The organism is Parabacteroides sp. AF17-28 (assembly GCF_003479205.1).
In the GTDB taxonomy this organism is placed as follows: domain Bacteria; phylum Bacteroidota; class Bacteroidia; order Bacteroidales; family Tannerellaceae; genus Parabacteroides; species Parabacteroides acidifaciens.
Map to the genome: position 1 here is coordinate 170145 of NZ_QUGV01000004.1, position 23478 is coordinate 193622.

Annotated in this window: 15 protein-coding genes; 7 read left to right on the forward strand and 8 right to left on the reverse strand. The window is 47.3% G+C overall.

The features are described from left to right. Window positions 1-312 precede the first annotated feature (312 nt). The gene (locus DWW90_RS04285; protein WP_122344120.1) at window positions 313-1290 is read right to left on the reverse strand and encodes a helix-turn-helix domain-containing protein; all 978 of its coding nucleotides are present in this window, start codon (window positions 1288-1290) and stop codon (window positions 313-315) included. A 400-nt stretch (window positions 1291-1690) separates the two neighbouring features. Between DWW90_RS04285 and DWW90_RS04295 the strand changes: the two genes are divergently transcribed. The 7 genes from DWW90_RS04295 (at window position 1691) to DWW90_RS04325 (ending at window position 9834) form a co-directional block, all read left to right on the forward strand. After that, entirely contained in the window at window positions 1691-2389 is a 699-nt protein-coding gene (locus tag DWW90_RS04295) for a fimbrial protein (protein ID WP_122344122.1), read from the forward strand. 12 nt (window positions 2390-2401) lie between these two features. Then, entirely contained in the window at window positions 2402-3232 is an 831-nt protein-coding gene (locus tag DWW90_RS04300; protein ID WP_122344123.1) for an Mfa1 family fimbria major subunit, read from the forward strand. 110 nt (window positions 3233-3342) lie between these two features. Beyond that, window positions 3343-4368 (forward strand): FimB/Mfa2 family fimbrial subunit, encoded by a 1026-nt coding sequence (locus DWW90_RS04305; RefSeq protein ID WP_122344124.1) that lies wholly within the window; start codon window positions 3343-3345, stop codon window positions 4366-4368. Window positions 4369-4388: 20 nt separating this feature from the next. After that, a complete protein-coding gene (locus DWW90_RS04310) occupies window positions 4389-5765 on the forward strand; it encodes a hypothetical protein (RefSeq protein ID WP_122344125.1) in 1377 nt (458 codons plus the stop codon). Window positions 5766-5795: 30 nt separating this feature from the next. Next, window positions 5796-8036, forward strand: a complete 2241-nt coding sequence (locus DWW90_RS04315) for a DUF1566 domain-containing protein (protein WP_122344126.1) — start codon at window positions 5796-5798, stop codon at window positions 8034-8036. 587 nt (window positions 8037-8623) lie between these two features. Then, window positions 8624-9526, forward strand: a complete 903-nt coding sequence (locus DWW90_RS04320) for a DMT family transporter (RefSeq protein ID WP_122344127.1) — start codon at window positions 8624-8626, stop codon at window positions 9524-9526. A 38-nt stretch (window positions 9527-9564) separates the two neighbouring features. Then, window positions 9565-9834 (forward strand): hypothetical protein, encoded by a 270-nt coding sequence (locus DWW90_RS04325; RefSeq protein ID WP_199659177.1) that lies wholly within the window; start codon window positions 9565-9567, stop codon window positions 9832-9834. Window positions 9835-10099: 265 nt separating this feature from the next. Here DWW90_RS04325 and DWW90_RS04330 read toward each other — a convergent pair whose 3' ends face one another. The 7 genes from DWW90_RS04330 to DWW90_RS04360 form a co-directional block, all read right to left on the reverse strand. After that, window positions 10100-11395 carry a TolC family protein gene (locus DWW90_RS04330; protein ID WP_122344128.1) on the reverse strand — a complete coding sequence of 432 codons (1296 nt, stop codon included), beginning with the start codon at window positions 11393-11395 and terminating at the stop codon, window positions 10100-10102. A 1-nt stretch (window position 11396) separates the two neighbouring features. Beyond that, window positions 11397-14438, reverse strand: coding sequence for an efflux RND transporter permease subunit (locus DWW90_RS04335; protein WP_122344129.1), 3042 nt, complete (start codon window positions 14436-14438; stop codon window positions 11397-11399). A gap of 11 nt (window positions 14439-14449) precedes the next feature. Beyond that, the gene (locus tag DWW90_RS04340) at window positions 14450-15499 is read right to left on the reverse strand and encodes an efflux RND transporter periplasmic adaptor subunit (protein ID WP_122344182.1); all 1050 of its coding nucleotides are present in this window, start codon (window positions 15497-15499) and stop codon (window positions 14450-14452) included. 127 nt (window positions 15500-15626) lie between these two features. After that, the gene (locus tag DWW90_RS04345) at window positions 15627-16649 is read right to left on the reverse strand and encodes a DNA/RNA non-specific endonuclease (protein ID WP_122344130.1); all 1023 of its coding nucleotides are present in this window, start codon (window positions 16647-16649) and stop codon (window positions 15627-15629) included. Between the two features lie 130 nt (window positions 16650-16779). Further along, window positions 16780-18993, reverse strand: coding sequence for an alpha-L-rhamnosidase C-terminal domain-containing protein (locus tag DWW90_RS04350; RefSeq protein ID WP_122344131.1), 2214 nt, complete (start codon window positions 18991-18993; stop codon window positions 16780-16782). A 23-nt stretch (window positions 18994-19016) separates the two neighbouring features. Further along, complete coding sequence (locus DWW90_RS04355; protein WP_122344132.1) at window positions 19017-21593, reverse strand: family 78 glycoside hydrolase catalytic domain; 2577 nt, start codon at window positions 21591-21593, stop codon at window positions 19017-19019. A 19-nt stretch (window positions 21594-21612) separates the two neighbouring features. Next, window positions 21613-23361, reverse strand: a complete 1749-nt coding sequence (locus tag DWW90_RS04360) for an alpha-L-rhamnosidase C-terminal domain-containing protein (protein ID WP_122344133.1) — start codon at window positions 23359-23361, stop codon at window positions 21613-21615. Between the last annotated feature and the right edge of the window lie 117 nt (window positions 23362-23478).

A 23478-nucleotide genomic window follows, 5' to 3' on the forward strand; every position in this document is an offset into this window, starting at 1 on the left:
ATGATGGCAAAGAGGACGGTCGTAATGACTAAAAACACTCAAAAAAGGGGAAAAAGTCCCTTTTTGAGGTCAAAAAAGCGGATTAACATTTGTTTTATTTCGGATGTCTTTCGAACCTGAAAAATACGTTTTTTACAATAAGCTCCCTCTGCCGCAGGCTCTCTTTTGCCAAATAATGAATTTATTTATCCCCAATGATTATCGGGTGAGCCGAAATAATCTCTGTTAGATAGACTAATTGCGTCATTTGGGATTATTCTCAAAAAGAGGTGAACAAAATAACCTCCACATACATTTACTGTAAAACAAGAATTATTTCAACACCTCATCTATGATCTTATGCTGTTTATTGAAAAACAGGCGCCTTTCGATACGTCCGCCTTCGGAGAGCAAGGTGGAAAGCTTACAGAATGACCGGACCCACTCCTGCATCTTCTTAAAGTTACCACTGGTATCTGTAGACATGGAAAAGCTGAAATTCGTTTTAAACAAGGCCAGTGACTGCTTTTCGGAAGTAAAATAACCGGTTGTAAACCCCAGGTTCATAGCTGAAACATAAAACTTATAATCCGGCGGCAAGGCAAATTCCGGAGTATAAGTCCCGTTCAAAAACATTTCTAACTTGACCAAAAACTCTTTGAGTTCATTTTTGATTTCGTCTTTCTCTTGCGTACTGATAATACGCATCCTATGGAAATTATATATTTCCGTACTTATATTCCATATCAAGGCATTATCCCAGACGTAAAAACCTTTCTGGAAATTATATATATCATAGAATTTCTCCACGATCTTAAGCAACCGGCCTGGTGGTTCCCTGCAGGCAAAATCACTGAATTCTTCCGATTGTACAAAATAACTGCCCCATTTGAAAAACACAAACTTCATAAGAATCGGAGAATGCACATAACATTCCAACGGCAAGGCATGGTACACATTGCCGGTTTCACTTTCTTCATCCTGACCGATTTCCCTCACTTTCTCGATATTGGAATCCAGCAAGTCATACAACGGATCCATAGATTGATATGCTGACGGCAGCCCCAAGATGACAGGCACCCATTGAAGTCCTAAATCCTGGTACAAAAGACTGTCCAAGGAAATGTTCAAAGCTTTAGCCAGGATCCCCATTTCCCTGACAGAGAAGTTTACTTTGCCTGCCAGCCTTCTATAGGCAGACTCCTTCTCCAGTTTGAGAATGTCAGATATGAGGTAGACAAGATCAGCTTTCTTTATTCCCCTATTCTGCAATTCTTCGATAAATATATCATGTAGATCTTTCTTTTTCATATTTGTTACATTATTATATATGAATAGAAAACACAAAATTACGGGTATCGAAATATAAGAAAAATTATCAAAAGGCACAAGGTCCAAACTGCTAAAAAAAGACAGAGTTTCAAACTTAGCCCCATCGCCCTGAGTTTTTCTCCTTTTCTGTCAATATCCGGACAGGCTTCCTCCAAAAAGTCCATAAACAACATCTTTATTCCCATCGTTTTGCAGAATAATCTATGTTCAAACATCTTCCTCCTCAAAAAAGGTTCTAACCCTTCATTTTCACCTGATAAAGTTGTCTTTTTTCGCACTTCACAATAGCTGAACTTTGCCCTTGAAAACAAAAAGAATTTTATGCGTATGCAAAAAGTTATATTATCATTTACTTAATCACAATTAAAAAAACAAGACAATGAAACTGAGAACTATTTTTATGTCAATGTTGGTGATAGCCGCCTTGACCAGTTGTAACAACGATGACGTAGATCATCACGGCGGTCCGCAGATGGCAGACGTAGACGTGGCGTATCTTTCCATCAAAATTGAAACGCAGCCGACGACCCGCGCTTCCGGTTCCACCGAAAGACCCGGGACAAACGAAAGCGATCTGAAAGCTCTTTACCTGATTACTTTTGATGAACATGGTATGGTTGTGGGAATCCCCGGAACGACCAATTATGTCACGATGCTCTCTACATCCTCGACAACACCAGAAGCGATCAAAGTGTCGAAAAACGCAAAACAACTATTGGTGATTGCCAATCCTGACGGAATGCTTAAAAACGCAATCAACAGTATCAGCGTGACATCGAGCTTCAGCTCTATCAATGCTGCAATCACCGGTACGACAAAAAACGAGGTTATAGACAACCCCAACAGTATCAGCAAAGGTTTCACGATGATCAACAGTGGCCCCGATGAAGAGGCAGAGGGTAAAGTAACCAACCTGCTCATCGACATCTCAAACAGTCTTAAAGATAATGAGGATGAAGCTGAAGCCAACAGAGTGCCTGTCAGCCTTGAGCGTCTGGCAGCCAAACTCGACTTGCAGGAAAAGCCGGGTGGAGCCACAACAAAACAAGAAGGAGCGTCTTTTACGTTCGGTCGATGAACACTCGACGCAGTGAACTCGACCTACTTCCCATGCGCCGAAAAATACATACTTGGAAGTACGCATACCCAGGGTACCTATAAAAAGAATTTCTACACATACGATCCAAACTTCAACGGAGCTTCCGGACTTGTATTTGCAACAATCGATACAAACAACGATTATAGCCCGTTGCTGGCTGAAACTTATAACTGGCAGGAGAAAAACACAACCGCTTATTGCATCGAAAATACAATGGATGCACAAGATCAGCTGTTTGGAAACGCAACCCGTCTGGTGATAAAAGCAACCTATTTTCCACAGGGTTTCAATACCGATGGTGACTGGTTCAACTATGCCGGTAAGAATTATAACGGTCTCGAGGAGTTGAAAGAGGCTTATAACGAAGCCGGAGATGACTCAAACTTAAAGAAGGCTTGTGACAAAATGTTTGATAAAATCAAAGCGTATCCAGGAAGCAATATCTCTGTGAGTAAATTCAGTGATCTTACAGAAGGTGATTTAAATGGGATACCTAACGGCGGACAAGTGATCAAAGATGGTAAGGACGACGTGATCCGCTGGTATCAGGAAGGCCTCTGTTACTACTACTACATGATCCGTCATGACAATACATTAAACGACGAAATGGTTTTTGGAAAATACGGTGTTGTGCGCAACAACTGGTATTCGCTGACATTGAATTCCGTCGGCGGACCTGGAAGCCCCTGGTATCCGGAAGCAAACAACCCGGGCCCGGGTGATCCGGACCCGAAAGATCCTATCGATGAAGCAGCAGGTTATCTGGGCATCACCGTATCGGTTGCTCCATGGATTGTATGGGAAAATGAGATTGATATTTAAGACTGTCAAGTCCTTGATGTAATAATAGTTTCATTCGGAAGAAACTTTAGTTCCACCCTCATGAAACAAAGGTTTCTTCCGAAAATACTTTTTAATAATAACACAGGAGTATGAACACGAACAGAACATATCGGAATTTTAGTGCATTGGCCTTGACAGTCTTCGTGTCTGTCTTCCTGTTGTCTTGCATCAGAGAGTATATAGATGAATGCAGGACATACCTCGAGTTTATCTACGACCATAATATGGAGTACACAGACTCTTTTGATCCGCATGTCGGCTCCGTCGACCTGTTTATCTTCGATGCGCAGGATAAATACCTGTTCACTATGAAATCTTCGCAGGAAGAACTTATTGGAAACAAAAGAATGCCTTTTGGCTACAACCTCCCTTTCGGGAAATATAAGATATTGACAGTCGGCGGACTTTCCGACAACTTCCGTGTCACAGGAAAAAACGGAAGCCGGCTTATTCCCGGAGAAACAACGCCATACGAAACACAAATAGCACTGGCGCGTAACTCGAATACCGTTTCCCATGAATTTCCTCCGTTATGGATCGGGACAACAAAGGAAATCGATTACCAGGCAAATGAGACCGTTCATCCCATACACCTCATAAAAGCAACCAATCTTTTCAATCTGGTGTTGGCAAGTTCGGACTACGGGCAAGAGACAAAAGCCGATACGAATGCTGCCGCTTATACATTCGAGATCATTACTCCCGAAGGCGCAGTCTACGGACATGACAACAGCCCGAAAAATAAAGAAACAGTGAAGTACACCCCCTATTCCCTGACAGCCGGCGATGCCGCATCCGGAGCAATAGCGGAAGCCCATATCAATACCGGGCGGCTACTTCATGAAGAAGAATATGATTACCGACTCACCGTCTGCAGTACGGAAACCGGAAAGGTCGTATGGGATTACGACCTGATGAATTTATTGGAACATACCAAGCCCGCTTCGCGCCCTGACGGCAGCCCGTTGCCCATGCAGGAATATCTGGACAGACAAAGCGAATGGCATATTGTAGTTATATATAAAGGAGATGAGCCGGGTGGTCCTGAGAACTTTGTCGCTGTCAAAGTGATTGTCAACGACTGGATCATATGGCTCAACGATATAGGAATTTGAATATTTGAAAAAGGAATTTTATGAAAACGATATTGAACCTGATATACATAGTTATTGCGACCATAACCCTTTATGCTTGCACAGCAGAGCACGCAATAGGCGAACCTGTCCTGCAAGATACAAAGGGGATGATGGCTATAAATATCATTACAGGCGATGTGCAGGTCGATGAGTATGTATATTCCGCCCGCTTTATTGTATTCGATAATGTATCGACTTATCCCACTGTCGATATCAACCAAATGGTAATACTGGACAAAAACAACGTCTGGTCATTCAATACCTATTTGAAAGTTCGCCATAACCAGGACAAAGCGCTCATCGTCATCCTGAACGAACCGGATGCATTAACCAGGACATTAGAGTCGGTAAGCTCTCCTTACGATCTGCATACGATAAAATTCCAAATGGCAGATATTTTCAATCAAAACCATACAGCTATCGGGACAAAAGGAATACCGATGACGGGCATCGTCCATAACATCTCCATAACAGAAAGTCATGCAGACGAAAACAGCGCCCTTGCACAAGAATTAAGGGTCGAACGTGCAGTCGCTCGGGTCGATATTTGGTTCAAAACCTATCCGTGGTTTGAAGCAGCTGTTACAGAGAATACTAAAATCACCTTGTCGAGATCATACGACGAAGGCTATCTGGTTGGTCCCGACATATTTTTCGGTTCCGATATGCAGACTGTCATACCCAATAAGGAGGTTGTCTGGCAGCATACGGGAGTTCCTTTGAATATCGGGTATGAAGCAAAACGATATTGTTCTTTCTATACACCGGAAAGAACCTGCGACGCGGCAAACCATAACGATAAACTAATCTTGACCATTGAGGGCATAGACACCGAAGAAGGACAAAGAAGAGCCGTTACGACCTTGTTGGACTTTACCGATATGACCAACTTAGAACCCCTGACCATGCGAGAGGTAAGGCGTAACTATGTCTATAAAACAACCGCAAATATACATAGAGAAAAGATAGAGTTTTACACCGCTATCAGTCCATGGACAAATGTCAAGCAAGACGTTATTCTCGATCCTCAATATTTCCTGACCGTAGATATAGATAACCTTTACTTGCCGAATTACCAAGATAGAGCCGAAGTGATTGCGACAACCAATTATGACCATTCCGACCGGGATTATCCGGATGGCATCTGTATTGGAGAAACACGATATTATACTAAAACAGGCGAACCGGTCACCGACACCAACAGCCTTTTATATGGTTGGCTGCAGGTAGCTCTTGACGAGAAGGAGGGCTATCTCCGCCGGGAAATAGAATACTCGAATATGCAAGAGATAAAAATTCCAGAGCATAACGGTTGCTATGCAATAGCAGAAGTCAAAGCCGGCAACCTGACAAAGCTGATCAGGATCAACCGCTAAAATGATTTACAATTAAATACATATAACAGTATGAAACAATATAATATCCTGACAAGAATAATAAGCGCAATCATCCTTTTGCTGTGCATAATGGGATGTACCGACGAGTCCATAATCAGTGGCGTTATACCGGCAGAAAATAAAATAACGGTAAAAATGACTATTCCCGGCTTGGAAATCCCTATGTTGACCCGTTCAGGTGAAGATAGAATTTGGGAAAGAAAAATTGAGGAGGTAGACCTGATGTTCTTCGACGATTCATCTCCAAGCGAATTAATCAAACACGTTCATATCAATCAATTTTCAGAGGAGACGTGGGGTGATGATCGCTTCGTCTTATTCCATTTGGCATTAGGAGAAAATGAAGATCTCAGCCATGCCCGCACCGTTGTCACAGTTGCCAACGCTCATGACAAAGTAATGGATGTATTGGGAAAATTCCCTCCCAATACCATATCCAAAACAGATTTATTGGATAATCTGATATTCCAGAGTTCCAGTCAATGGGACACTTCCGCCCTGATGCCTATGTATGGAGAAACATATGTATATGGCATCTATAAAGGAGTACCGGTACCCAATATCGAAATGAAACGTATGCTGGCGCGAATCGATGTAGAAAACAAGGTAAACGGAAGTATTTTCAAATTGGAAAAAATCCACTTGGCAAACTACCGTACAAGCGGATTTATCGCCCCCGCCTGGAGCCATCATACCGGACTGATAATCGGAGAATGGGAGCATACATATCCTTATTCGAGAAATATGGACCCGATGGTTCCGTCGGGCTTTACAGTAAATCCCCCTATCGAATACAGCTATTCGCAGTACGATAATCTCCCGGGACCGCTAATGGAAGGACTAATATATACATACGAAGCTCCAAAAGCTACTCCAAATGAAAAAGTATGCCTTGTGTTGGAAGGTCTTTATAAGGGAGTGCGCACCTATTACCGTGTCGATTTCACTTCAGACCGGGAGGCGCATGAAGATTATGAAGTCTTTCGCGGAGACGATGTCCCGCTATATCGCAACCATAAATATGTCGTAGCGATTACCGCTGCCGAAGGAATCGGTTACCCGAGTTTTGATGAGGCAATTAAGGCCTCATCCGTACTGTCGAACCTGAAGACCTCCATCCTGATTGTGGATATGGCAGGAATAAATAACATTGTTTACGACGGGCAATACTTCATGGGAACCGAAAAAAAGGTAATCGACGTGCCCTGGAAGACAAGCAAAGAATTAAAGGTCAAGATTGTTTCTGATTATCAAGGTAGCTGGGAAGCTGAAATCCTCGACCCGGAAAAAGCATACTGGCTAAAGTTTGCAAACGGCACGACTTCCGACAGAGGCGAGAATCTCTCCGGCTTGGACCTTCTTGTAGCAGAGTCTACCCCTCCTCTTGAAGATTATTATGCAACCGGCCAAGTCGTATTCTCTACCGGAAGACTCCGCGATACCCTTACTATCCGAAGAGTCACATTGGCAGAAATGTTTGCGCACAGTAATATTATGATTATCGACAAGAGTTTGACATTCGCCACTTCGGATATAGATAGAGAGAGACTTAGGCCGACTGCGCAAGGAGTACTCTTCAAATGGGGATCGCTTTATCCGATCAGACCGGCCGGCAATCCTTACGAATCGCACGAATACGAGAGGTGGGAGGATATACCCTATGCCCACTGGAGTTTCAATTTCACGACAACTCCGACAAATAACAAAGATGCCGATGCATTCAAAACATATAACAATAACCTGGGTTTCAAAAAGGAAGCCGATATTGGCGATATATGCCGCTATATTTCAAGCCAAAAGACCTGGGGCGGAGGCAAATGGCGTTTGCCGACTAATGAAGAGCTAAGGTCACTGCTTGCAGAAACGACAAAAGACCCTCATATATATCGTTTTGGTGAATTCGGAAATATAACGAATAGCCTCAACAATGCGGTCGACAGTGTGTTTTTCAATATGGTCATGACAGGTACTTTTACTTATTTGAGCGGATTACAATTAGGAATCACAGCAAAAGACCATGTTAATGATACAAATTATCCGCCCGCCGGATCTATTATGCTTCCTGCTTCCGGTGGCCGGTATTTAGACGGCGATGTTCAATATATTGGAGAGATAGGTGTTTACTGGTCTTCAACACCCGGCATTAATAATGAGACCGTCAGTTGCCTTCATTTCAAGCATGATGAGATTGAGTTTTACGATATAAACCGTTCATGTGCATTTCCGGTCCGCTGTGTCAGGGACTATTGATTGACGCATACGATTTTTCCAGCATCCGCGCCTGGAAATTTATTCCGTATTTCTCCGCTCCTGTCCCATATTTTCCCGGACAGGGGCGGTTTTTTTTCGGACAGGAATGAAAAAAGGGGCACGAGGGGCACGTTAAAAGGCTTTTTCCGTAACTTTTATAAATATACAAGACGAGATATACTCTTCTGTAGCATATCTCGTCTCGCGTTATGATAAATGTTTAGAAAAAGGCCTTTTAACGTGCCCCTCGTGCCCCTTTTTACTAAAATGGAATAGATGAATTTGAGTCAGCATGCTCTTTTTCAACAGTTTGACTAATCTCGTCTTTCGGTAGTGTTTCGTCTGTAATTCCCATCTGACGGGCCTAAACCTGGTCAAAAGTCATCTCTATGACCGCAAAAAGGCGTCTGACGTTCCGCTTTAACTGTTCAAAATCGCCCCTTTTTAGCATCTTGCCCAGGTTATTTACGTTCAGATTAGTGATAAACAGACGTGTTTTTCGGCTAATTTGGCCCATATTTCACTGCTCGAGAGATATAATGGCGCATCGAAACAAAAAGTGTATATTTGCAACAAAATATACAAATATGACCGCAAATAACAAGCAAATGTATCGCTTTCACTTTCTGGCAATCCTTACCGTTATAATATGGGGTACTACTTTTGTCTCGACTAAAATACTAATAGGCAACGGACTGACGCCGGTCGAGATTCTCCTCTACCGCTTTGCACTGGCGTACGCCGGTATCTGGTTCTTCTGCCCGCGTAAGCTACTGGCCAAATCCTGGCGGGACGAACTGCTCTTTCTCGGGTTAGGGCTTTGTGGTGGTTCCCTTTATTTCATTGCCGAGAACACGGCGTTAGGGATTACCCTTGCATCGAATGTGTCGCTGATTATTTGTACAACCCCTATCCTGACCGCTCTCCTTTCACGCCTGTTCAATAAAGGGGAACGGCTGAAAAGGCATTTGATATATGGCTCCCTGATGGCATTGCTCGGAGTGGCGCTCGTCGTTTTCAACGGTAGCTTTATCCTGCAAATTAACCCGCTGGGCGATATGTTGACCTTATTGGCTGCCCTGATGTGGGCGTTCTACGGGTTAATACTGAAACGGCTGGGAAACCGGTATCCGACTCTTTTTGTCACCCGGAAAGTATTCTTTTACGGAATCATCACCCTGATTCCCGTCTTGATAATCTCTCCTGTTCATCCGCAAATGGAAGTACTGACAGCGCCTGCCGTTATCGGAAACTTACTGTTCCTTGGCGTTATCGCTTCCCTGCTCTGCTATATCATGTGGAACACCGCCGTGAAAGAATTAGGGGTTGTCCGCACGACAAATTATATTTATGTCGTTCCCTTAGTCACCCTTCTGACTTCGGCCATCGTCATCAACGAAACCATTACGGTGATTGCGCTAATCGGTTCCGCTTTCATCCTTTCGGGTGTATATGTAGCAGAGAAAGGATTCACACTGCGGCGAAAGTGATTGAATCAAAATTAATTCACTATCTAAATATGACATCCATGGATTTAAACGCGGAACTGTTCCGCCAGCTAAGCATTATTGCAGAGGACGAAGGACTGATGAAGAAAGCAGTCAATGCCCTCAAAAGGATTACGGGCAATGGTAAGACAAAAACAGCTATTGCATCAAAAGAATTTGCACCATACACAATCAGTGAACTTCAGGCACGTATTGCACGTTCCGAAGCAGATATTGCAGAAGGACGTATATACACAGAAGATGAACTGGATGAAATTGAATTAAAAGAGATGCCATGGCTTACCGAATAGCATGGACTAATGAATAAGACGGTCTACGTTGTCGATGTTTGGGATACCCGTCGGGAACCCGATTCCCTTTCAAACCGAATCAAATAGCTGACAAAAAAAGGGGATGTGTCAAAAGTAAGTTCTAACGCTTTAGCGTGTCATTGCGGGCTTGACCCGCAACCTCATACTAAACTGATTGACAGCAATTAGGATGAGATGGCGGGTCAAGCCCGCCAGGACACAGACGCTATAAATAGGACTTTTGACACATCCTCTTTTTTATATATTATTGCAACCGACGAAGCCCCACAGCCTTGTTATATTGGGCAAGGGAGGCTTTCTGCTGGTACCAAGTTTGGATCAGGCTGCTGTAGGACTGAATCCAGGAGAGTTGGGCGGAAAGCACGTCGAGGATCGGAAGTTTACCTTCGTTGTAACTGAATGTATTCAGGTCGAGGTTTTCTTCGGCAATCTGACAGGCTTCTTCGGCCATATTGATCTGCTTGGTATTCTCCGTCAGGCTGGTCCAGGAGTTGGCCACTTCCTGCGAAATCTGGTCGCGGGTGTTGTCCATTGCATATTCCTTACTGCGCAGGATCGCTTTCTGCGAATTGACTTCCTTGAAACGGGCGCCCCAACGGAACAAAGGTATCTTCAACGAGGCAAATACGGCGGGTGTCCAAAGCTGGTCGGAACCTTTTACATTCAGCATCGGAGTACCCCAGGTTCCCTGGAAACCGATTGCCAGTGTCGGGTTGTATTTAGCCTTTGATAAATTGATCTGCCGCTTCTGGTACTCGATATTCAGTTTGGAGATCATAAAATCCGGACGGTTTTCCAAAGCAGCCTCCTCTCCTATATGCAACGGTAAAGGCTGAACCTTTGTGATGGAATCGGCTATATCCACCGGAGTCATAGGAGGAAGCCCCATCAGAATATTCAAGTTTTGCAGAGCAATCTGGTAATCCTTATATGCAGAACTTTTATTCAACTCGGCTTCTTTCAGGCGAGATTGAACTTGCAGCAGGTCTGTCTTACTGATCTGCCCGTCCTCAAAACGGGTAGTCAAGACATTCGCAAGCGTTTGCACAATATCAACATACTGGCACATCACATCGTACATGCCTTTACGGGCAGCGGCAGACCAATAGTTCAAGTCGGCGGCATAAATAACATTATCCGTCGTCAGTTCTTCGGCCTCGGAAGCGATCTGCCCCTGGACCTGGGCGGCTTTGTAGTTATTGTAAATCTGTCCGCCGGCATAGATCGGCTGGCTTACCGTAGCTCCCAGGCTATAGGTGTTATGGTCCATTTCAATACCGGGAATACCATCGCCCATTGCTAAGTCGTACTTATTGATACGATACTGATAACTGCCGGAGAAGTCCACAGCCGGGAAGAAACCCGTTTTGGCAGCTTTTACAGCCTGTTGCATCGCAATGCGTTCTTCGGCACTTTGTTTTATCTGGCGGCTATATTCAAGCACTTTCTGCTTGTAGTCTGCTACTGTGATGGGCTTTTCCTGTGCTCCCACAGACAAAGCCCCCAACAGCATACAACCGATAATTATTTTATTTCTCATATTATTCCGATTTAATCTTAAAGAATATACAATAGGTCACCGGAAGGACGAAGATGGTCAGGACTGTCGAGATAAACAAACCTCCCATAATCGTAGCAGCCATACCGGCAAACATGGCGTCGCCCAACAACGGCAACATACCTAAAATCGTCGTACCCGAAGCCATCGTCACCGGAACGATACGCGTCTTGGTAGCCTCGATAACAGCATTCACCGGCGCCAAGCCACTGTTGAGCTGCAAGCCGATTTCGTCCACCAGCACGATCGCATTCTTGATGTTCATACCGATCAAGCCCAGCAAGCCCAACATGGCAAAGAAGTCGAGCGATTTGCCGAACACCAGCAATCCCAATACCACACCGATAAAGATCAACGGCAACATACACATGATCAGCACCGGTTTCCGGTAGAATTTCGGGAAGAGGAACAACAGGGTAATGTAGATCAAACCGAACATCAACGGGATGTTGGCGGCGATCGCCTTGTTTCCTTTATCCTGTTCGGACTGTTCACCGAAGTATTGCAGTTTATAACCTTCGGGCACCTGTACTTCCTGCTGTATCTGTTGCCACAACTGGCTGAAGGCAGCCATCGTATTGGCTCCGCGTTTCGGTTCACACTGCATCATCATATAACGTTGGCGGTTATAACGCTTGACAACACTGAACTCGTAATCGAGTGAAAAATCGTCAATCACCTGTTCCACTTTTACGGAACGTCCTTTGGCGCTGTAAACCGGAAGCGTTTTAAGATCGTTCAGGTTCATGGAGTCGCGATCGGCATCTTTCATCAGGATCGGCATAAAGACGTCTCCTTCGCGGTATTCGCCCAGCGGCACACCGTTCGTGGCCGAACGGAGCGAATAGGCCATCTGCTGGCGCGTAATACCCAAGCGAAGCCCCTTCTCCTGCGAGTATAAGGGTTTCCATACCGGGACTTTATTTCCCCAGCTATTACGCACTTCCATCACCATCTCGTTCTTGCGTGCTATCTCCTGCGCCCGTTGCGTCAAAGCTACCAACGTGTCGATATTGTCACCCACAAAACCGATTTCAATAGCGGCATCCGGTACGGGAGACAAAGCGAACAAGGCTGAACGGGTCAGGATGTCCGGATAGTTGGCAACCATATATTCATAGAACTTGCTTTCCTCGCTTTGCGCATCCTTGGCATCCTTCGTTTCGATCAAGACATTGGCAAAGTTCGGCTTCGGACCGATAGAAGAACTTGCCAGATAATAACGGACCGGAGAGCCTCCCAAAGTGAACGAATAAGACTTGATCTTATCATTATTCTTCAGATAGTCTTCAATCTTGATCACGTTCTTCTCCACATCATCGATGCCATATCCTTCCGGGAAAATCAGGTCGGCACGGAAATAGGGCTTGCTCATGATCGGGAAGAAGCTCTGCGGCATGATGCTCATGATAAACAGAGACAGGAACAAGGTTGCGACAACCGAAGTAAGCGTGACATAACGGCGTTTGATCAAACGGCCCAATACCTTCTCGAACTTATGGTACAGTTTGGTATCGTACGGATCTTTGGATTCGCCCGGCTTTGCCTCTTTCAGGATGAAATTACCGAAAGTAGTCGTCTGTGTCAAAGCCAGCACCCAGCTTAACCCCAACGATACGGCCAAGACGATAAACAACGGTTTCACGATCTCGGCAACCGAAGCCGGAGCCAGATACATCGGCAGGAAAGAGCAAACGGCGATAAAGGTTGCGCCAAGCAGCGCCCACTGCGGTTTTGTCGCACCGTCGACCAAAGCCTGGTAACGGGAAAGACCGCGTTTGATGCCGACCTGTGCATTATCCGTCACCACAATCGCATTATCCACCAACATACCCATCGCGATAATAAAGGCTGCAAGCGAGGTTCGGTTCAGCCCGACGCCCCAGATCAACATGATCAGCAACGTACCGCCTACCGAGAAAAGCAACGAGCTTCCCACCAACATACCGGCCCGGGAGCCCATCACAAGGAAAATAATCACGATTACGATCAGCAACGATTCGATCAGATTCAGGATAAAACCGTTGTTCGCCTCGTCGGCAATCTGGTTTTCCGGATAGATCGTTTTCATCTCCATGCCGATCGGGAAAAGCTGCTCCATCTCTTTCAGATGGTCGGCAACAGCATTACCGACAGCCACTACGTCATCCTTTGCACCTGTAGCCACACCGATACCGATAGCCCGTTTACCGTCCACCCGCATCAGGTTGGAAGGTGGATCCATATAGCCGCGTTCGATAGTGGCGATATCGCCCAAACGAACTTCACCGCCTCCTTTAGTCACGATCAGCTGGTCGCGGATATCCTGTATGCTTTTATAAGTACCTTCGGCACGTACACGAAGCTGGTAAGTTCCCGTCAGGATCTCACCGGTATTGACCAAGAGGTTTTGTGTCTGGAGAACCTGCTGGATCGAATTGGGATCGATTCCCAGGTTTGCCAGCTTAGGAACAGAGATACGGACATTTACAACCTGTGTCTGTTCGGCAAACAGATAAACTTTCTGTACACCGGGGATAGGAGTCAGCTCCGTCTTGATCTTCTGCGCCCAGTCGCGCATATCGTCGTAGGTAAAACCATCGTCGGCCGTCAGGGCATAATAGATACCGAACACATCCCCGAAATCGTCACTCACATTAATAGCGGAAGCTCCACTCGGGAGGCGGGGTTGTATGTTGGCTACTTTACGGCGCAACTCGTCCCACTTGACGGGCATATAATCCGGCGACAGGGTCGGTTGCAGTTCGATCGAGATTTTCGACATGCCGAAATAAGATTCAGACTTGATCTGAAAAACATCAGACATAGACTGAATTTCCCGTTCGATAGGTTCCGTTATCAATTTCTCTACCTCTAAAGGAGTGGCGCCCGGATATTGTGTAACCAAAACAGCCTGTTTGATTACAAAGGGCGAGTCCTCCTTCTTCGGTAATTTGAAGAAAGAATATATACCTCCTATCAGCATCACTGCCAGAAAGAAATATATAATCTTCTTATTCTCTAAGGAATATTTTGGAAGATTCATTGTTTCTCAGCTTAATCTGTTAATACTTTTACCTGTTGTCCGTCTACCAGGCGGGTAGCTCCGGCCGAGACAACCTGGTCGCCGGCTTTCAGCCCTTCGGTAATGACAACATTGTCTTTCCCGACCAGTTCGACTTCCTTAATCTGGCAACGTTCCACTTTCTGCGTCTGGCTGTTGTAGACGAAGACATACTTATCTTGGTTCTCTTCGTTGGCAACAATTGCGGAAAGCGGCACCAATACGGCTCCTTCGTTAAAGCTTTCGCTTTCGATATGCAGAACCACACGGCAGGAAAAGCCGACAGCCACTTTATATTTCTTCAGATTAAACTCCGGATCATCTATGTACAGAAATACCGGTACACCGGAACCGTCGGGAGAAGCTTCCACGTATTCTTTTACCTTCGCTTTGAAACGGACGCCTTTGTAGTTGTCAAACTCTACGTATATATTATAAGGCGTAGAGAAATAAGTGATGTTTGTCTCCGGCATCGTAAACTGCACTTGCAGCTTGTTCGGGTTGATCAGGCAGACAATACCCTGCCCGGCCTGTACCTTTTGATAGTTTTCCACATATTTCTTCTGGATGAAACCATCGAAAGGTGCACGCAGTTTCGTTTGTTCCAATTGGTTCTGGGCATACTCGAAGGCTGCTTTGGCGTTTGAATAAGAGGCTTCGGTCGTTTCATATTCCTGCTTGGAAATAGCCTGTTTGGAAAGTAACTTCTTGGCACGCTGCAATTGCGCTTCGGCCGTTTGAAAAGAAGCTTTCTTTGCTTCATATTCCCATTTGAAGTCTTGTGGGTCGATTTCAGCTACGATCTGTCCCGTACGGACTTTCTGCCCTTCGTCTACATTCAGCGAGATCAGCGGTCCGGACATCTTAAAGGCCAGGTCACTGAACTGGTCCGGCGAAACCACGCCGCTAAACGACTTTTCCACAACATTCAAAGAGGTCACTTCCGCCAGTTTCACCGGACGGGGACCTTGCTCCTTCACCGGCGGCTGACTACATGACATCAATGCTGCCAATACAAAAACGGGGATTAATTTACCATTCATGATAACTTGCATTTAGTTATTTGTTATTACTATTTATAATCTGATTTGTAATTGCATAACTCTGGTTTATTATGCCATAGTTATACAACATCCTTTTAAATTCTATTGTTCCGATTCACATCGGATTTCAAAAAGACCAACTGTCCCAATCGACAGTCCGTTCCATTTCTTTTTCCTCTCCATCGGGGATGGATGGGAAAAAGTCAATACCTGCTACCCTCTCGACACTATCGATAGGAATTGCCATCGATTTCAACGAGTTTTCTTTATAGTCCCTATTTTCGAAAAGGAAAGCGATACCTTTATAACCGCTTCCCGTATGATAACATAATACTTTATAAAATGATTTAGGTATGGCTACCCTGTTTTTACCCAACCGTTTCATATCGTCTGTCATGACCGGGCCTGTAACGATCAGCAACGAACCGTTGTCCATTGCCCATAAACGGCACTGTTCTTCCAAGTCTTTCCAGATTCCCCGGTTCAGTTTCGGCTTTTGAGGACAGATATTACTCAGGTAGAAAGATTCACGCATGGCCTTTTCCGACCATTTCATATCGCCTGCCGGAGCCAGATGCCCCCGGTCGTAACCCGTACGGGAATAGTCTTCATTCGTCGCAGTCGCCCCTTTCACTAAGGGGTCGGGAACGAACTTGTTCGAACGTTCCGTCTTCCGGCTTTTGGCTTCCGTAGCGGTCAGCTCGTAGGCCACCCAGTTTGCGATACGATATTCGGAATTATAAGACACTGTGTATCCTTCATGCTTGATTACCTGCTCCTGACGTTTTGCCTTCAGGCGGGGAATCTCTGTATTGGCAGGGATTTTAAATGTCTTTGTGGAAGTAGCAACCGGAGCTTTACCGGCCGGTGTCTTTTTGGGCGTTTGCTGTTTCGGCGTTTGCTGCTGTTTCGGCGCATCCTTCTTGGGAGTAGTTACAGGTTTCCTGGCTGGGGCAGCCGTCCGTTCCTTCTTTTCCTCCACTGCCGGCTTTTGATTTGCGACAGCAAAGTAGTCATAAATAAACAGTACCCCTATCAAACAAGCAACCACGATAAAGGCACCGATAAACACCCGCTTCACCGTTGAAAGGAAAGCCGAAGTCTTTTGAGTCTTTTTTCGCGGTTTTCTTACACTCTTTCTTTTTGCCATTTCTCTTGATAAACCGATTCCTATTGGGCGCAAAAGTAGGCAATATCAATATTCTACACAATATCAAGAGAATAATTGTATTGGTCTGTATTGTTATAAAAAGTGCCCCGATTAAAAGGGGCACCTTCATTTATAACGTCCGGGATGAAATTGTCAATGTATGTTCTCCCGCCTCCAACCGCTTCACTTTCCCCTTTGAGACAGGGACTTCGGCGGTTGTTCCTGCCGGGACGGACAGTGTTATCCGAATCTTGCTGCCTTTCCGGTTCAAGGAAACCTGTATTTTACCGTAATGGGTGTCAACCGTTGCAGACGCATCGGTCAAGGTACCCATCTGCGGACAGACCTTGAATGAACGGAAACCGGGAGAGGTCGGTTCTATGCCGCATACTTTCTGGCTCAAGAGGGTAAGCGGCCCTCCACTCCAGGCATGATTAGTCGTTCCGCCTCCGAAACCATCCGGACCGATCCCCCAACCTTCGAACAAGGTGGTGCAATCAGGATACTGGTCGATCATCTTGGCATAACGCTGCCGGGTGCGTTCAAGGGCAAATGCCGGTTCATTCATCTGGAAAAGCGCTTCGAGCACATACTTCTCCATATAAGGGCTGGCATGGTATTCCTTTTTCAGCACCTTCACCAAAGCCGGGTATTTATCGGCGGAAGCCAGGCCGGAAACAACAGCCATCGCCTGTGCACGGTCGTCCGTCTCACCCTTATAGCCGGGAGAGCGGTAGGCGGTTCCTGTCCAGAACTTCGTATCGAAACATTTCTCTATGCTGTACATCATACGGCTTATGTCTTCAGCATCGGCCGTTTTACCCAATTGAAGGGCAAAAGCCTTTTCGGCTTTCAGCGCCAAGTAATACCAGCAGTTCGTGAGGACGCCCATATCGATCTCTTCGCCCCAGTCGCCCCAGCTCCAGTCGCCGTCGCGCTCAATAGCCAGGCCGCTCTTGTCGACCTGCCAAACCTGGTGCAGATAACGGTGCAGGCGGTCGTAGATACCGGCAACGAAACTACTGTCGCCACTATAATAATACTGCGTATAGAAACCATACCAGCCGACAGATGCCAACATCTGCAAAGGCAATTCCTTCCGCCAGTTTCCGGCAGGCGAAGGAGCGAAAATCACGCCATCCTCCCGTTGCCAGTTCATCAGCTCATGGATACCCTTCAGCGCCATTTTATGGCTGGACGGGGAAAGAGCATAGAAGGCTTCGCCTAACTCATTCACTTCATCGCCCCACCATTGTGCACGCTCGCGGTCCGGACAGTCCATATAGCTGTCGCGCATCGTTATGTACAAGGTACGTGCCGAACGCTTCCACAGCTCATTCATAAACGGATCGTTACACTGGAAAGAGCCGGTGAACTCCGTATTGTAGCCCGTCTCCCGGAACTTCACATCGAGCACCTTCACCCCTTCCGGCAGGATATACCGCATCTCGTGCCCATTCATCCAACCATAGCTCTCGTATTCCTGGACACCGTCGCGGGTGATATATTCGGCACGGACATTGTTCGCGCTGCCTCCTTCATAATTATCGGTCAGGATATGGACCGTCTTACCCGCCGGAGCTTCCACTTTCAGATAAGGCGTCACCTGGCAGTTATAAGGCAGGCGGCAATAAAGCGTATCGCCGGCAGCCGATTTACGGACATCGACATACGGCTTCAGGCCATAGTCTTTAAACAACGGGATCGGACGTTCCACCAGCTTACCTAACGGCGCCACTCCTACCTCGGAAATCACGACGGCAACTCCCATCCTACCCTTATAACCCGGCTGGTTCCAACCGGTCAATTCCATCCGTGCATCAAAACGGATATTACTTTCCGGCAAACGGTAGTTCGGGAAAGGAGCTTCCGTATTCTGATACGCATCATAGAGGGAACAGAACCAACTTGCATCGGACACGATCTCCACACCCGGCGCAACAGCTTCAAACAGCAGGGCGGCCAGTCCGCTGTTTACATGGCTGAACCCGCTCTTACCGAAATGCCAGACCAGAACGGCTATCGTATTCTCGCCGGCCGTCAAGTAGGGAGCGATCTCCACCGAATCATAATAAGTATCGTACAGAGACGGACCGCGCTTCAATCCACCTTCGAACACAACCAGCTTGCCATTGATCCACAGCCAGTATTTGCTATCGGCGGCAATATGGGCGGTAAGCGTCTGCGGCACCTTCTCTATATCGACAGTCTTACGGTACGCTAACCAGGTGTTTGCGGCACTCTGGCAACGCTCCGTATTGATCCAACGGGCTTTCCAGTCGGACTTGGCCTGAGCGGAGGCGAAGCATCCGATCAATAGCAGTATCAGAAAGTATTTTTTCATCGTATTCTTATTTATCAGGTTAATCAGTATATGTTGACGTGCGTACCGGAACCGACCTTCTTTGTCTGGTCGCCTACCCGGATATCGGCTGTACAGCCGGAGGGCACCGTAACCGTAAGCGTCACTTTTCCTCCTTCCCGCTTCCATTCGCTGGTAATCAGCCCGCGTACGGAATGGTATTCACCTTTCGCCCAGTCCAGCCCTTCCACAAAATGAGGGGTGATCAGGATATGGCTGAATCCCGGCCCTGCGGCGTCATGATTGATACCGGCAAGCTGGTTCATCATCCAGGCAGAAACATCGCCCATAAAGACATGGTTAAGGGAAGCATCCCGGAATTGCGGACTCAGCGTCCAGGTCTCGGCCAATGTCGAATAACCCATTGTTTCCACCCAATAACCCCATGAAGGCGCTTCTGTCTTGGTGACCATCTTCATGGCATCTTCCACATAGCCGTAGCGGGTCAGCATGGCTGGGACGGATTTACTGCCTAACAGGCCGAAATCGAGGAAATGATTGTTGCCACGTACAACCTCGCAAAGTTTATCTGCAACCAACTGTTCCTTGCCTTCGGGAACGATACCTAAATAGAGGGCGATGGCCTGTGCCGTCTGTGTCCCTTCCGCATAGATGCCTGTCTCCGGATTAAAGAATTTATTGTTGACCAAAGCCTTCAACTCATCCGCTTTCTGCTGGAAAGGAGTGGCATCCTTACCCAATAAGCGGGCAAAACGGGCCATCAGCGTATAATCCAGATAGTAGTAGGCTGTGGAAGTGTAGGTATTATTGGTGGTAGACTTCCAGTACACCCAGTCGCCCAATCCGAAAGTCAGGTAACCGTCTTTCTCCTTTGTCTTCAGATAATCCAGGTAGCGGAGCATGGTCGGATAGAGATTCTCGATACTGCGTGTCTCCCCATAATAATCATACAGGGCATTCGGAATGATGAACATGGCTGCATCCCAAACCGGACCGGGCCATTCGCCGTATCCCCAACCGCTGGACGGGATAATGCCGGAGATATCGCCGGCTTCACGCTGGTTATCGATAAAGTCGTTCATCCATTTCTCATACAACGTGATCCCGTCGAAGCCCCACAAACCGAGGTCGACTGCCACATGTGCATCGGCCGTCCATCCGTTCTTTTCGCGCTGCGGGCAATCGGTCGGAATGCTGTGCAGATTACTGCGATAGGCCTCCATCGTGGCGTTCCATATCTTATTCAGCAACGGGTCGGAGCAGGAGAACGAGCCGACCGGATCCACCGCCGTATGCATAAACAAACCGGTCAGGCTTTCTTTCGTCAGCTTGATGGGAGCGGAACTTTCCACTTCCACATACTGGAATCCGTGGTAGGCGAACGAAGGCATGAAGACTTCTTCCTCACCGGTTCCCTTCAGCGTGAAGACATCCATCTGGAACACTTCACCCGGTTTCACGGGATGATAGTAGACATTGATATTGCCCTGTTCCAGGCGGCCGTCAGCCTTTAACAGCTCGCCGTGCTTCAGCGTGATGCGTGTGCCGGGAGCGCCTTTCACCTTCAAGCGGGACAGGCCGGCAAAGTTCTTCTCGAAAGAGAATACATAGAGTTTGTCGCTGAATGCCTTCATCGAGACAGGAGACAGTTCTTCCGTAATCCGGATGCCGGGCATTTGCTGGGCGACCAACAGAGGAGCCGGAGCCTCAGTCACAACGGCCTGCGCCCATTTTGCGTCATCGAAACCGGCGGCATTCCAACCCGTCTCTTCTAAGGTGGCATCATACTTGTCACCGCTGTATATACTGTTATACGTGTATGGGCCTGTTGCCGTACGCCAGGTTCCGTCGGTAGCGATCACGTCTGTCGTTCCATCCGTATATTGGACGCGTAATTCGCAAAGCATCTCCGGACGATGACGCCAGCGTGCCGTCTCGAAATTCCAGACGGCAACGGACTGCTCGTTGAACCAACCGTTACCCAACACCGTTGCCACAGCGTTTTCACCCGTCTTCAGCAACGGGGTGACATCGTGCGTCACATACAGGATACGTTTGTCGAAATGCGTATAACCCGGATCGAGGTAGTTTTCCCCTACCCGCTTTCCGTTCACAAAGAGATCGTAATATCCGGCGGCGGCGATGTAAACGCGGGCATCCTTTACCTCCTTATCGAGTGTAAACGATTTCCGGAACATCGGGGCCGGTTCAAATTCCTTGTCATTATTATCGGTAATCCACTGGCCCGACCAGTCGGACGGTTCAAACTTGGCAGTCTCGAAAGTAGCCGTTTCGGATGTCTGGCAGACATTTCCACCTTTATCCCATACCGTGACATTCCAATAATAACGGGTATGCGGTGCTAACTTCATGCCGTCCGTATAGGGTTGCAGGTTGTCGGGGGAAGTACCGATCCTTATTTCCGAACGGGAGGCGAGGAAGTTGTCTTCATTTCCTTTATATTCCCAGGTAAAGCGCGGGCTTTTCGTGTCCAAACCGATCGGTTCGCGCAGGTACTCCGTACGCAGGTTAACCGGTACCGTCAACTCGTTCTTACCCTTGCAACCTAATAACGAGAGGAAGGCAAGCGAGCAAATAACTAATGTGTTTATCTTTCCCATATATCTTTATTTGATTTGATTATTGTATGATCTTTACTTCTGCCGGAGCGTCGATCCGGCTCTTTACCTGACCGTCGGCACCTATCTCGTGACGGATCGTAATGACGCCGTACGGAGTCGGGAAAGTACCTTCCACCCACTCCAGGTCACCCAGGTGAGGCGCGATCCGGACAGTTCGGCAACCCGGCTCCACAACCTGGACACCCAACACATATTCGCTCAGCCAGGAAGTCGGTCCGGAAGCCCAGCCATGACAAAGGCTATGGCGGAAACCCTTATAGCAATAAGCGCCGTAATCACCATGAATATCTTTCTTGCCCGCCGGAACCAATTCGTCTATGCGCGAGGCATCCGGCAACCATTCCATATTGAAATCTTCCCAGAAAGTAGTCGCTCCCAGATCGATCATCGCACCCCAATATTGGCGGATCACATCGATAGCACCCCGGTAATCGCCGGCGGCTGCCATTGCACGGAGCATATAGTAACCGTAAAAAGTGGAGAAGCCTTTCGCCCCGTTCACAGACAGGTATTTCCGGTTTGCCTCTTCCGGCTTCATCAGTCCGGCAAGCGCCAACAAGGAAGCGGCCTGCTTGGAACCGGGGGCATCCGGGGCAACACCAGACTTCAACAACGGTTTTGTTACTTTCGGTGCGGCTTTGACCATCTTGTCCATCATAGCCTGGCATTCGGAGGCGAGAGCGTTTTCCCCTAAGACTGTGCAAAGTTCGTTGCCCGCCTTCATCGCCTGCACCATCAAAGCCTGCAAGCCGGCGTTAATCGCCATCGGGTTCGCATTGGAAGGCCAGTCGAGGAAGCGGTTTCCGTCGAGTTTCTCCACCCCGTCCGCATCCACTTTGGAAATAAGGTGGCGGAGAAGGGCGGTCATATAGGGCTTTTGTTCTTTCAGGTAAACCAAGTCGCCATGGTAGTAATACCAGTCGCGGTGAATCAGCAGCCACCAGATCGAATAGGAACTGATGCCGTTCATCCATTCGGGCAGCGGGGTGATATCACGTATCAGATCGAGGCTCTTCGGAACCACTTCATTGTAACCGAAGACCGTATTCACCGTCATCACTTCCGGATGCAGGTCGCCTACCCAGACCAGGCGGTCGCGTTTGATCCCGTCCCACAGGTATTCCTGCATATTCAGATGCACGGTATAAGCGCCGGTTTGCCAGATTTTATTCAGCCGCTCGTCATTGCAACGGAAAGAACCTTTATACGGAATATCGCGGAAAGTCGATATGGCGCGGACCTCCTTCAAGTGCAGCTCGGCCGAATCATCCAACAGGTCGATGCGAACAAAACGGAAACCGGAATTACCCACTTCCATGACTCCCAACCAGGGAAGGCGGATCGTAAAATCGCGCATGGCATGATCGTTAGTAGCTCCGTTTACTCCGTCAATCTCGCACATGGCTTCGCTCACCGACTCGCCGAAACGGACACGGATGGCAACCGGCTCGTGTGAAGCCGGCATCCCGGTCACAATCTGCAAGCCGCCTTGCAGTTCCTTTCCGAAATCGAGCAGGATGGCAGGGTGTTGCTTGTCGGTACTGGTCATCTTACAAATAGTACGGTTTGCGAGGTCGGACTGCCCGTTACCGGGAAGAAGCAGATGGTCCGCCCCCCGGATCAATCCGCTTTCCTGTTGCCAGACAATACGCACAGGAGGAAGATATTCACGCACACGGCTGTCGCGCTGCTGTGCGGACAACGAAACGGCAAAGAACAGGGAGATGAGAATTAAATGTATTTTCATGGTAACATTATAGTATTTATATATAAATGATGATTTAACGGTGCGTCGCTATGTTTGTATTACCGGACGCAGATTTCGCAGACGACGCAGACGAACGCAGATCATTTATTGTTTTAA